Source organism: Steroidobacter sp., assembly GCF_016790065.1.
In the GTDB taxonomy this organism is placed as follows: domain Bacteria; phylum Pseudomonadota; class Gammaproteobacteria; order Steroidobacterales; family Steroidobacteraceae; genus Steroidobacter.
Map to the genome: position 1 here is coordinate 1 of NZ_JAEUPY010000091.1, position 13299 is coordinate 13299.

Sequence of the window (13299 nt, forward strand, 5' to 3'; positions counted from 1 at the left end):
GCATCGCTGCCGACTGATTGAGACGTGCGGTTCAGTGCGGGCGCAATCACCATCGCACCGCTGGGCGAGGTCTGCACTTGCAGATCCGTGCCCTTCAACAAAATCCCAATGGCTTCCTGCGGCGAGAGCGTGCCTTTGACACCCTCCGTGCGCAGATTCTTCAGCTGCTCAGCCTGATAAACCAGTTCGACATCGACTTGTGCCGCCAGCGATTTCAACGCAGCGACCAAGTTGCCCGCAGGCACATCGATGCTGCCGGGATCGGCCGCATACAGCTTCATGGAAGCCAGCAGCGTCGCGGCAACGAGATACTTTCTAACGGCAGTCTTCACCTTGCTCTCCCCATGCGACGCATGATTGTGGTCGCTGGGTGTTAACACGTGCGAGTCGCGAGAATCCCGCACTCGCCGTTTCGATAATTGGCGAATGTGAACTCAGTGCGCGGCCAACCGAACCGTGTCTTCGCTCTCTCGCACTTGAATGCCGAATCCGGTGTGCAACAACAAAGTGAACTCGCTGGCGTTGTTGGAGCGGAACTTGCCACTGATACGCACGGCGGCAATGCTGGCGTCGTCGATGATGACTTTACGGCTGCTGTATCGATTGAACTCCGCGACGGCGTCGGCCAGCGTGGTCTCGTCGAACGTCAGATAACCACTACGCCAACTGAGCAATTCCTCCGCCTCGATAGTCGTCCGCTTCTCCATTCGCACCACACCGCCCTCAGTGCGTGCGACAGCGCCAGCCGCCAACAGACTCGCACTGTTCGCGACGGCGTCACGCTCAATGCGAACTCGGCCTTCAGTCACCACGACGCGAACATCATCCGCTTCGCGCCGAACAGAGAACTGCGTGCCCACGGCGGTAATCGTCTGGTTGCCCGCCCGCACCACGAACGGCCGCGCCGTATCGTGAGCAACTTCGAAGAATGCCTCGCCTTCCTTGAGATCGACGCGACGCTCGTGCTCTGTCATCGAGACCTGCACCCGGCTCGCCGTGCTGAGCGTCAGTTTGGAACCATCCTGAAGCGGGACCAGCGCGAGTCCGCCCGTTGGCGTCGCATAGTCATCTCGGGCCGGCGACAGCATGAGATAAAGCGTCGTCGTCAGCGCCATCAATGCCGTCGCAGCAATCGCCAGACCGACCGGCAGACGACGCCAGCGACGAGCGCCAGCTTGCGAGGTCGGCAGGCGGCCGAAGAACGGCGAGGAGCGCCACTCATCCGACGCGGCAACATTCGCGGCACCTGCAGCCAGCGCTTTCATACGCACGCTCTTTTCCCAGCCTGCTTCCAAGCGCAGGAAGGCCACGCGATTGAGCACACTTTCGTTGAGCCAAGTAGCAAGCTCGCGCTGGTCAGCATCGGTCCAGCGCCCGCTATCTCGCCGCGCCAACCAGGCGGCGGCCGTATCTTCGATTTGCCTACTGTTTCCCATGGCCTCGCCCTGCATCCAAAGCGGCGTCCTGCGTCTTGTCCGCGGGCCGCGCACCGAACACTGCTTCCGTCAGTCGTTTCATGCCCTTCATGACGTGCTTCTCGACACTCTTTTCACTCAGCCCCAGCCGCGCAGCCACTTCCTTCTGCGGCAGGTCTTCGACGCGCCTCATCCACACGACCTCGCGACACTTGCGGGGTAGATCGTCGAGGGCACGCGCCAACTGACGCAGTTCCTCGTAGGCCGACGCACGCTGCTCGGGACCCGCATCCTCAGGAATCACATTCAGAGCTTCGGTGTCCGGCACCGAGTCGATCACCACCACGCGTTGCTTGCGCAGCCGATCGACCAGCAAATGCCGGGCAATGGCGAATACAAATGTGCGGGTGCCGGTGGGGATGTACTTGGCGGCCGACTCGTAGGCACGCGCATAGACCTCCTGGCGGAGGTCATGGATGTCGTCCGGGTGAGGCCAGGCGCGGCGTAGATACCGCGTCAGTGCTTCCTCATGCACGAGCACTTCGTCCTTGAACCAAGTGTCGAGAGAGTCGCTCATCGCCGCCCATGATCTGTAGGCGGCGTGGCGAATGCAACGCAATTATTTTGCGCCTCGGAGGTAGGGATCCGAGGCGCCGGTTCGTGCCCGTTTAGTCTTCGATCAGTCTTCGACGCTCATGGTCCGCTGGTACGCCGGGCCGTCGTAGTCCGGCACCTTCACGCCAGTGGGCGGCGTGGCGTGCAGCAGGTGCTGCGCGAAGTAATCCCACGACTTACGGATCATATAGCCATCCTGCCAGATGTCCTTGTGATTGCGCGTCGGATGGATGAACAGGTCGAAGTCCTTGTTCTCGCGCACCAACGCATCAGCCAATTGCAGCGTCAGCGCCATGTGCACGTCGTCGTCATTGGCACCGTGGGCCAGCAGCAGCTTGCCCTTCAGGTTACCCGCCAGCTCCATGTTGGACTGGTTGTTGTAGCTGTCCGGATATTCCTGCGGACGGCCGTACCAGCGGTTGTGACCAGACACGAACAAATAGTTGTCGTGGCTACCCGCGGTGGCGATACCGACCTTGAAGAAGTCCGGGAACTGCAACAACGCCCGCGCGGCGCGATAGCCACCCCACGAGTGGCCGTAGATGCCGGCGCGCTCGATGTCGATGAACTTGTACTGCGCGGCCAGTTGTTTCATGGCCGTGACGTGATCTTCCAGGATGTCCTTCGACGCGACGCCCGTGCCGAAGCCGATGTCCTGCGACGACTGCCGGCGGAACGGAGTTGCCCGACCGTCGAAGTGCATGACCACGAATCCCACCTGCGACAACGCGATGGCATTCCAACGATCCTTCAAGAACTCACGCGGCGCGACCAGCGTCTGCGTGCCCGAGTACTGCGCATCGATGATGGGATAGGAACGCGACTTGTCGAAGTCGGACGGCAGGAACAGCACGCCGTAAAGGTCGGTCTGGTTATCCGCAGCCTTCACCTTGAAACGAATCGGCGGTGTCCAGCCGAGCTCGCTCAGACGAGTCATGTCCGCACGCAACAGCTCCGCGACCTGAGTGCCATCGTTGGCACGCAACACGTGCACGGGAGCTTCTGTCACCGTGGAGTAGCTGTCGATGAAGTAACGACCGTCCGGAGAGAACTGCACGTTGTGTTGTGCATTCTCCGGCGTCAGCAATGTCAGATCGCTGCCGTCGAGCTTCACGCGATATAGGTGCGAGTAGTACGGATCGCGATCCGTCTCACGACCACCGGCAGTGAAATAAACCCAGCCACCGGCCGAGTCCACACGCTTCACTTCATGGATGGCCCAGTCGCCCTGAGTGATGGCGTTCTTGAGCTGACCGGTCGCCGAATCGAACAGATACAAATGACCCCAGTCGCTACGCTCCGAGTAAACAATGGTCTGTTCACCGTTGCCGACCAGATAGAAACGTTTGGCCTCGTCGATGTCCGGGCGGAACGGCAGCTTGGCCGTGTCGCTAGCGATGGCGCGAGCCTTGCCGGTGGTGGCATCGGCTTCCCACACCGTGATGGAACGGTAGTCGAGCGATTCAGGCGCGGCGAACACCTTGGTGCCATCCGGGCTCCAACGCAGACCGCCCTCAGGCGTCGGCTCGAAGGCCACGCGCGGCTTGGGAATCTGCAAGTTGGTGCGCTTACCGGTGCGCATGTCGAACACCATCAGCTCGCCCAGCTGGATCTTTTCGCTGTCGGGCCAGGCAGTGTTTTGATAGTGCACATACGGCACCTGGTGCTTGGCACCCGGCACGATGTTCACGACGAACGGCAGCTTGTACATGCCACGCTCATCGACGCGATATGTCACGAACTTGTTGCCGTCCGGCGACCACACACCGAACGCCAGCAACGGATCGTTGGCGAGACGCTTCGACAAGGAACGCAGATCCGAGTGCGGCACCAGGCCATAGGCGTAGTCCGGCACGGCATCGGTGGTGAGCTGGGTCTGTTTGCCCGTCGCCATCTCGACCCGATACAGATTGCCGTCGATGACTCGCACGCCCCACTGGCCGTTGCGAGACACGACCACATCGCGCGGCGCTTCCGGTTGAGCCTTCTGCTTGGACTCCGGCTGTTGTTCCGAACGGCTCAGCTTACCGCCGTTGGCGATATCGACCTGCACATACTCGGTCTTGCCGTTGCTCACGGCTTTGAACCACAGACCGTTGCCGTCTTCGCTCCAATTGGGCTGCACGGTCAAACCGTCTACGTATTGTTTGATCCGCCACGGCAAGTACGACGACGCGTGCTCATAGCGAGGCGCCAGCTCGGCGGCAGCCGGCTCTTTTTTCTGGCCGCAGCCAGCCACCATGAGTCCTACGGAGACGGCCAATGCGGCCGTCATCCCCTTAACTGATGACATTCAGCAAACTCCCGAAAAACTTAACGCGGAATGATCGGCAGCACGATGTGCGACGGATACTGGCGCGAGTGATGAATCGTTTGAGTCGCAGTCCGCAGCTCCGCATCCTCGCCGAACTTGTGGCCGGTGTTGGGATTGCGGTCGAACTTGGGGAAGTTGCTGCTGGACAGATCGACGCGGATCTTGTGGCCCTTCTTGAACACGTTGCTGGTGGCCCACAGGTCGATCTTGTATTCGTACACCTTGCCGGGCTCGATCAGCACCGCACGCTCGATGGATTCGCGATAGCGAGCGCGAATGATGCCGTCGGCCAGGTTGTAGGCCTTGCCGTCCGGATGCACGTCGATCAGCTTCGCAGTGAAGTCGGTGTCCGGCGCGCTCGAGGCCGCATACAACGTCATCGTGATGTTGCCGGTCACTTCGGTATCTTGAGTCAGCTCTGGAGTCGTGAACACCAACACGTCATCACGCTTGCCGACTTCACCCTGGTCCGCCGGTCCCGCACCGAGGCTCACCGGCAGCAAATTGCCGCCCTTGGTCGGCACCGGGTTGGCCGGATCGTAGGTATAGGTATTGGTCTGGCTGGCGCTCGGCGTACGCGTCACCAGCTGGCCATCGCCTGAGGTCGTGTTCGCCTTGCCGGCGCTCTGCAGGTAGTACTTGGTGTAGCGAGTGCGTGCCAGCGGCCAGTCCTGCTCGTCGCGCCACCGGTTATCTCCCATCACGAAGATGCGCACCGGCGCTTCCTGCATGATGCCGTTGTTCTCACCCTTCAACCAATGGTCGTACCAACGACGCTCCAGGTCGTGGAAATTCACTTGCGCGTCGGGACCGAACGTCAGCGGCGAGCCGGAGATCGCGCCGCCCGCGAAATGATTCCAGGGACCGACGACCAGCTTCTGACCGCGGCGAGCGCGTTCGCTGTAAGCGCCTTTGCTCATCGAGGTGTAGCTCGCCAGCGTGCCGCGCAGAAATGCGTCGTACCAACCGCCGACATTCAACGCCGGCACATCGATATCGCCGACGCGCGCTTCGACGTCGAACACCTTCCAATAGGTGTCGTAGCTGGGATGCGCAATCCAATCGCGCCAATGCTGAGTGTTGTAACCGAAGGCCTTGTCCATGGTCTTCAACGGCAGATGCTGACGCATCTTGTCCCAGTCGAAACCGGACTGACCGGTGCGGCCGGACATATAGAACGCCCAATCCAGTCGCGACGCGAGCAGCAGTGCGCCGCCCGAATACACCACGTCCTTGTAGTAGTTGAACGGCGTTACACGCGGCGCGATGGCGGTGAGCGACGGCGAACGCAAATGCGCCGGCAACCATTGCACGGCAGCTCGATACGAATCGCCGATCATGCCGACCTTGCCGGACGACCATTCCTGCGAACCGGCCCACTGCTGCGTGTCGTAACCGTCGTTGATTTCGAAAACGTACGGGTAGTAGCTGCCTTCGGAATCGAAGCGACCGCGCACGTCCTGACTGACATACACGTAACCGTTGTCGACCCACTTACGTGCCGACGCCGTCGCGCCCGAGCCGTTGCCGTACGCATCGCGAAACAGGATGACCGGATAGCGCCCGGGTTTGGCAGGACGATAAATGTCGGTGGAGAGACGCGTACCATCGCGCATCGGCACCATGGTGTTGCTTTCGACGATGATGTCGTTCGCCGCCGGCTCGGCCGCCTGCGCGGCATAGCTCATGGACAACGATAACGCCAAAAGCACGCCTGTACGGCGCGCGCTGTTACTCAGCATTGCGGTCAACGCGATCTCCCCAGTTATCAATTCAACGAGCTATCGAGCGATCTAGCTCAATTCTCTGCAGTCAGCACCAACCGCCGCACCAACTGTGCCCGGCTGCTGAGGCCGAGCTTTTGGAAGATGGTGTTCATGTGACATTCCACCGTCCGGTTGGAAATGCTGAGTGCGTCGGCGATTTGTTTGTTACGCAGCCCTTGGCCGACCAAGTGAGCGATGCGACGTTCGCTAGGAGTGAGCTGCTGCAGCCAGCTGTCGGTTTCTTTGGGAGCACGCAGCGACAGCACCACCATGTAGTGCGGAGCGTTCACTCCAGCGACCAGGCGGGAATCCATGCACGACGTGATCATCACTTCCACATCGGGGGTGCTGACCAAGCGGCTCATGCCGGCTCGGGGCGAGGCGCCCGCGGCCAGGCTGCCCTGGACGACGGCGCTGATGCCGCCGGGGGTGGCGGTGAAGCCAATTTCGAATCGGCTGCACAAGGTGCGTGCGGCCGGGGTGCTGAACAGGGTGCGGCCCCAGGCATCCAACATGATGACCGCCGGCATTTCCACCGGGTCGCGCCGGGTGGATCGGGTCGAAACCGCAGGCGCGTGACACTCGACTTGTAAAGCCATGCTCATCGCCCGTCTCCCCTGGCCGATGGCTTGAACCGAGTGTGCGTGGCGAGGCTGGCGAGCATGGGATGCATAGGTGCCTTCTCCTGCATGTCGAGCGGTCTTACGACGGGCGGTTTGCCTGTGTCGATATATGCCAGCCCGCGGTGGCCGGTTGGGTAAGGCGTGTGAAAATGCACTGTAAGGGTTTCGAAAACGCACCTGACGGCCCGGCCCGATTGGGGCATAGTGAACTGTGTCATGACCCACCCCACCAGCCAGCGCGTGCTTCTCATAGACGACGACGCCGAGCTCAGCCGGATGCTGAAACAGTATCTGGCTGGCGAGGGGTTCGAGATGAGTTCCGCGGCCGATGGCGAGGAAGGGGTGCAGGCGGCGTTGTCGGGTCAATTCGACGCTGTGCTGCTGGATGTGATGATGCCTCGCATGAACGGCATCGAAGCCCTGCGCCGCATCCGTCGCGTCAGCGATGTGCCAGTGATCATGCTGACCGCTCGCGGTGAAGGCCTGGATCGAGTCGCCGGCCTCGAAACCGGCGCCGACGACTACATCGCCAAGCCCTACTATCCCCTGGAACTGGTGGCCCGCCTGCGAGCGGTGCTGCGTCGGCACCCCAAGCCGGCCCGCCCCGATAAACCCTCGAGCCTGCAGCTGGGCAATCTGGAGTTGTCGGTGGCACAACGCCGGGTGGTCAGCGGCTCCACCGCCATCGACCTCACCGCCACCGAGTTCAATGTGCTGGAAGCCTTGTTGCGTTCGGGCGATGCGGTCATTTCCAAGGACGAATTGTCGATGCAGGCGTTGAGCCGCAAACGCGAGCCCTACGACCGCAGTATCGACGTGCATGTCAGTAACATTCGTCAAAAGCTCACCGCCGCCGGCGCCACCGCTCAGATCGAAACTGTACGCGGCATCGGCTACCGGATCGGCCTGCCATGAAGAGCCTGCTGTTCTGGAAAATCATGTTCGGGTTCTGGCTCACGTTCATTGCCGTCAACCAGTTCGGCTGGTTGGTGGTGCGCGTGTTTTCCGAGCCCCGGCCGTCGTACTACCGCACCATGGCGGAGAAAATGGGCCCGGTGCAGCTCGGCGCCGTCAAAGCAGCGCTGGAAAGCGGTGGCTTGCGTGCGGTGGAAAAGCTGCAAGCTGCTTGGGCCGAAGACATTCGCGATGACATCGAGATTCATGCGATCGATCCGGACGCGCGTGACGTAGCTCCTGAGCGGGGCTATCTGTGGGTCACTGCGGTGGCACGCAACGGCACTCATTATCTAGTGACCTACGAGCTGCCGGCCTGGAGCGGCGATTGGAGTGTGATCGAAGCGCTCAATCCCCGCGACGAATTGCTGGCGATGGGCATGGTCGGCGCATTGTTCTTCAGCGCCGGCCTGGCGTTCTATCTGACGCGTCCGGTGCAAAGGATTCGTAAAGGTTTCGCACGACTGGCGGGCGGCGATCTTTCCACACGCTTGCTGCCGTCGGTGGGCCGCCGTCGCGATGAAATCGCGGACCTGGCCAAGGACTTCGACACCATGGCCGAACGCTTGCAACAGCTGGTGCTGATGCGCGATCAGCTATTGCACGATGTGAGTCATGAACTGCGTTCGCCGCTGGCGCGACTCAATCAAGCCATCGCACTGGTGCGCCAGGATCCGGCCAACACCGACCTGTCGTTGCAACGGATCGAAACCGAGATTCGCCGGCTCGACGAACTGGTCGGCGAGCTGTTGTCGCTGGCTCGCGCCGAGAGCGGCGAATCCAGCGGCGATCAATATTTCGATCTGCACGAGCTGATTCAAACCGTGGTCGCCAATGTGAACTACGAAGCTCGCGCTCAAGGTGTGGTTGTGAATTTCAGCAGCGCCTCGCCTCAAGAAGGCCTCGTGCGCGGCAACGTCGAACTCATGCGACGCACGCTGGAGAACGTACTTCGAAATGCGCTGCGCGTTTCCGCCGCTGGCCAAGCCATCGACGTCGATCTGTCGACGCCGGATGGCACCCAGTTCCTGGTCCGGGTGACCGATAGCGGCCCCGGCGTGCCCGGCAACAAGCTCGATAAGATGTTCGAACCGTTCGTGCGCATCGGCAACAACAACACTAACAAAGGGTACGGCCTGGGCCTGGCCATCGCCCGTCGCGGCATCGTGGCGCTCGGCGGCAACATCGAAGCTCGCAACCGCCAGCCTCGCGGGTTGGAAGTGCGAATCACCTTGCCAGTGCATTCACTCGGCACCGCCGCTGGTTAACGGCTCGTCGCGGAAACGCGCGTCGATCCAACCGATCCAGCGACGCTGCATGTCGCGTTGATGCACCGGATCCGGCATCGAGTGACCCTCCACCGGATAAGCGATGAACTGCACCGGCACGCCGTTATCCTCTAACGCGTGATACAGCTTGTAAGCGTTGGTGATGGGCACTCTGCGATCGCCCACGTTGTGCAGGATCAAAGTCGGCGTGCGAATCCGCTCCGCCGATTCCAACACGGACTGCTTACGGAAGTTGTCGCCATTGCCGTCTCGCCACGGCGAGCCGTTCAGCGGATAGGCGTAGGTGCGATTCAGATCGGACAGATTGTATGAATCGTGCCAGTCGGTGATGGCTGCGCCCGCCACCGCGGCTCGCCACACCGTTGGATAGTGCGATATCAACCAACCTGTCATGTAGCCGCCGTAGGACCAGCCAGAAGCAGCGATGCGGCTCTCATCGACGATGCCCAAGCGTTTCACCGCGTCGATGCCTGCCATGATGTCGCGGCCGGGACCCTCGCCCGAATCGTTGATCACCGCCGTCATGAACGCTGTGCAGGTGGAGTTGCTGCCGCGATAGTTCGGCTCGAACACCAGCCAGCCGCGCGCTGCCATCAGCTGCGCCAGCGTGCTGAAGGATTCGGAGGACGACGACATCGGGCCGCCGTGAATCACCAGCACCAGTGGATATTTTTTTCCGGGAACGAACTCGGCGGGGTATGTCAGCACACCCTGCTGGTTGAAGCCGTCCAGCTGCCAGCTCACGTTGCCGACGCGGCCCAGGCGCAATGTTTCTAACTGCGGATTGAGGTTTGTCAGACGCTTCGGCTTGGCGGTTGGCGAGGTCATCACATACAGATCGTTGCTCGAGTAGGCCGTGCTGCCTACGAATGCCAACGCACCCGTGTTGCTTGCGGATAGGCCGGTCACCATGGTGATATCGCCTAGCGCCAGCTTTTTCGCTGCTCCTTGAATTGGGAGCTGCCAAATGGAATAGCGGGTTTCGTCAGATGCTGCTGCGAATGCCGACTTGCTGTCGCCAGCCCAGACCAATTCACGGAAGCTGCGGTCGACGGTTGCGGAGAGATCGATGGTGTTCTTGCCGTCCGCCGTCACTGAGACGACACCGTTCGGATACCACAAAGCCAACGGACCACGAACTCGGCCGAACGCCACTCGCGTGCCGTCCGGCGACGCGCCGAATAGGGTTTGTAACGGCGACTGGTCTGCAGCCGGCGGCGCGACCAGCGTGCGGCGAGAGCCATCGGTGACGTTTACGACTTGCAGGCTGGCCTCGCGAAAATCACGCGGCCTTTGCACGATCACGACGGAGCGCGCGTCGAGCCAATCCATGTCGATGGCCCACCCCATCGAACCGACGCCTTCCTTGCCGGAAGTAATTCGCTTGGCAGCGCCGCCGCTAACCGGCGCGACCCAAAGGTGTGTCACTCCAGGCGCGGCCTTGGCCATGTAATCGCCACGCGAGGCATCAAACGATTTGTTATGTCTTTCTTCGCCAGCGCGCACCTCAGGCGCTTCGCTGCTGAGAATGGCGAAGGAGCCGCCATCGGGATTCCAGTCATACGCGCCTACACCGGTCCCGATGTTAGTAACGCTAACGGCGCGTGCGCCGGGCTTGTCCATTGCCAGCACATAGATCTGCGATCTGCCATCCTCGGCGGCGTCGACCCAAGCCAGGCGATCTCCGTTAGGCGACCACTTGAGCCCGCCGATACGCGCGCGACCCGGTGCAATAGCGCGTTGCTCGCCGGTCGCTACGTCAATGATGACCAACGAGCTCACCGAACGATTGTCGATGAAGTCGTTGCGTGAGATCAGCGCGGCGACACGCTTGCCATCGGGCGACAGAGCAGCGCCACCGACGCTTGCTAACGAACTCACGTCGTCCGGCGTCAATAGTCGCCCGGTCGCCGTTCCCGGCGTGAGCAATCGCGGAGTCGCCGAAGGCGACTGCAGCGGCATCAGACACACGAACGCCGCTAGCAGCACGCACCGCGAGGCTTCTCTCATCTCAGTTCACTCGATCAAAGCGAACATTACGGTCGCTGGCACTGCTCGCTAACAATGCGGAGACGCGCCCGTCAGCGCCGCGCTCTGCCACGACGTGCAGAAAATAGCGCTTCCCCTGAAAGCCATCCTTATAAGTCGGCGTCAGCGGAATCGGCACGGGCAACCGAAACGCTTCCAGCGTCAGCGCCCCATCAACGATGGACACGCTGCAGGTGAAGTCCAACTCAGCGCTGCGATAGTCACCAACAAATTCGCGCAGGTCGACCTTACTCTCATCGATGGCCGCCACTCGCAAGTGGCGCAGCGGCGCGCCGGAATCGGAGAACGGATCTTGTCCGCTCCCGCCTTGATCCAACGCAATGACCCTTCCACTCCCATCGCGAACAGGCCGGAAATACTGACCACTCTGCCGCGCCTCATCACCAGCATCGAACGTTCCATCGGCGCGGAACTGCATCACCACCGGCGGCGCCGCCGAGGAAACCAGGCGCAGTTGCCGTCCTTTGCCATCGAACGCGATATGCGTCTGACCAATCCGCTGGTAATGCCCAGCCACCGCGGCAACCGTAGCTGCATCTGGAGTAACGACTTTGGGAATACTGACCGGCTCACCACGTCGTTCACCAAGATAGATACGCACGACTTCTTCGGCCAGCTGCCCGACGTCCATCATAGTGTTCGCCATGATGGCCACAGAAAATTTCTGCTCCGGCAACACCACGAACACAGTACGAAACGCTTCGTTGGCACCGTTGTGCATGATCACTTCATGTCCGGCCATCTTCTGATGCCACAGCCCGAAGCCGTAGTTGATGGGCGCGCCGCCATCCAGCGAACCCAAGCTGACGAACTGATCGATGAGCGCCTTATCGCCCACCGTGGGATTCAAAAAGTTGCCGGCCCACTTGGCCAGATCACCGATCGTGGCATACAGCCCCGTCGGGCCAACCACGTCGGTACCGCCGAGCTCGCGCCGCCAAGCCTGAGCTTCGTTCTGGCAATAGAAATATTTCCAGCAGTACGAGGCTGGCCGCCCCGGCACCAACTCAGTGGTGTCATCGAGAAAGAAGGTGTGCTCCATGCGCAGCGGCTGAAACATGCGCTTGGTCGTGAACTCGCGCAGCGATTGACCGCTCACGGCCTTCACGATCTCCGCCGCCAGCAAGTAACCGGTGTTCGAGTACTGATGCTCGCTGCCCGGCGCGAAATTCAACGCACGCTGACGTTGAACCATCTTCATCGCGATCGCCTGCCCGCCCTGCGCGGAGTCGATGCCCGCAAACCAGAACATGCCCCAGACGTCGCGCAATCCGCTGTTATGAAGCAGCAGATGACGCACAGTGATGCGCTGGCCGAAATCAGGAACGTTCGGTAGATAAGTGCGAACGTCGGCATCCAGATCGACTTTGCCTTCGCGCGCCAACAACAGGATCGCGAAAGCAGTGAAGTGCTTGGACACGCTGGCCATGGGGAAGACCGTGTCAGTGCTGAGCACGACGTTGTCTTCCAGGTTGGCCATACCGAAGGCACGAGCGTAACGCTGCTGCCCCGCCTGATAGACACCGACCACCACGCCCGCACCGTTAGTGCGATCGTACTTGGCGAATACCGCGTCTACCGCTTCTCTCTGTTGACCATCATCGGCAGTCGCCGACAGCGTCACGCAGAGCAAGGACAGGGCTGCAAGCAGCCCTGTCATGGAAAACTCTCTCCGAACCATAGAGTTTTCTTCCGTCGCTCAGAATTTGCCGCGCATCGTCACCATGTAACCACGCGGCGCGCCGTACCAATTGGCCCAGGCACTGGTGCCCACGGTCTGGTAGTAGGTTTTGTCCGTGATGTTGGTGAGGTTCAACGCCGCCGACCAATGGTCATTGATTTCGTACTGAACTCGCGCACTCAGCAACGTGTAGCCGCCCTGAGTAAAGCTGTACGGCGCCGAACCGAGAGCCGTGCCCGTGCCCAAGTCATAAGTAATGACGGTGCCTTGCACGTACGTCTTGCTCTGCGCGTTCACGCCCAGACCCAGTTCCCACTGATCGAAACGATTCGGCAACTTGTAAGTGGTCCAGAGCTTGAACAAATGACGCGGCGTTTGCGGCATGAAGGCCGCGCCGGACGTGGTGAAGCCTTTCTTGTATTCGTTTTCGTTGTAGGTGTAGCCGGCGAACACGTTCCAGTCCCGAGTCAACGAGCCGTTGATCTCGAAATCCGCGCCGCGGCTTTGAGTCTCACCCTGCGCCAGATAACAACAGTTCACGCCGGACATGCTGATCGGCGCATAGCCTGGATCCAGGATGGCCGTGTTCACTT

11 protein-coding genes are annotated in these 13299 nt (G+C 61.0%); 2 read left to right on the forward strand and 9 right to left on the reverse strand.

Features of this window, described 5'->3' with window-relative positions:
* The 6 genes from JNL55_RS03570 to JNL55_RS03595 all read right to left on the reverse strand — a co-directional run.
* The coding region (locus tag JNL55_RS03570) for an STN domain-containing protein (protein WP_293849353.1) at positions 1-332 on the reverse strand (332 nt) is incomplete at its 3' end.
* A gap of 102 nt (positions 333-434) precedes the next feature.
* Positions 435-1436 (reverse strand): FecR family protein, encoded by a 1002-nt coding sequence (locus JNL55_RS03575; protein WP_293849356.1) that lies wholly within the window; start codon positions 1434-1436, stop codon positions 435-437.
* On the reverse strand, positions 1423-1992 hold the full coding sequence (locus JNL55_RS03580) for an RNA polymerase sigma factor (RefSeq protein WP_293849359.1): 570 nt from the start codon (positions 1990-1992) through the stop codon (positions 1423-1425). The genes JNL55_RS03575 and JNL55_RS03580 overlap by 14 nt, the downstream gene beginning before the upstream one ends.
* Before the next feature lie 102 nt (positions 1993-2094).
* A complete protein-coding gene (locus JNL55_RS03585; protein WP_293849362.1) occupies positions 2095-4323 on the reverse strand; it encodes a S9 family peptidase in 2229 nt (742 codons plus the stop codon).
* Positions 4324-4343: 20 nt separating this feature from the next.
* Positions 4344-6086 carry a CocE/NonD family hydrolase gene (locus JNL55_RS03590; RefSeq protein ID WP_293849383.1) on the reverse strand — a complete coding sequence of 581 codons (1743 nt, stop codon included), beginning with the start codon at positions 6084-6086 and terminating at the stop codon, positions 4344-4346.
* Positions 6087-6142: 56 nt separating this feature from the next.
* Positions 6143-6715: a response regulator transcription factor gene (locus JNL55_RS03595; protein WP_293849365.1), complete on the reverse strand. Its 573-nt coding sequence runs from the start codon at positions 6713-6715 to the stop codon at positions 6143-6145.
* Positions 6716-6949: 234 nt separating this feature from the next.
* Between JNL55_RS03595 and JNL55_RS03600 the strand changes: the two genes are divergently transcribed.
* A complete protein-coding gene (locus tag JNL55_RS03600; RefSeq protein ID WP_293849368.1) occupies positions 6950-7648 on the forward strand; it encodes a response regulator transcription factor in 699 nt (232 codons plus the stop codon).
* On the forward strand, positions 7645-8955 hold the full coding sequence (locus JNL55_RS03605) for a sensor histidine kinase (protein ID WP_293849371.1): 1311 nt from the start codon (positions 7645-7647) through the stop codon (positions 8953-8955). Before JNL55_RS03600 ends, JNL55_RS03605 begins: the two co-directional genes overlap by 4 nt.
* Here JNL55_RS03605 and JNL55_RS03610 read toward each other — a convergent pair.
* From JNL55_RS03610 to JNL55_RS03620, 3 genes are all read right to left on the reverse strand, one after another.
* Positions 8932-10986, reverse strand: a complete 2055-nt coding sequence (locus JNL55_RS03610) for an alpha/beta hydrolase family protein (protein ID WP_293849374.1) — start codon at positions 10984-10986, stop codon at positions 8932-8934. The two genes, JNL55_RS03605 and JNL55_RS03610, sit on opposite strands and share 24 nt — an antisense overlap.
* A gap of 1 nt (position 10987) precedes the next feature.
* The gene (locus JNL55_RS03615; protein WP_293849377.1) at positions 10988-12685 is read right to left on the reverse strand and encodes a serine hydrolase domain-containing protein; all 1698 of its coding nucleotides are present in this window, start codon (positions 12683-12685) and stop codon (positions 10988-10990) included.
* Positions 12686-12724: 39 nt separating this feature from the next.
* Positions 12725-13299 (reverse strand): TonB-dependent receptor domain-containing protein (locus tag JNL55_RS03620; protein WP_293849380.1); only part of this gene is annotated, 575 nt, incomplete at its 5' end.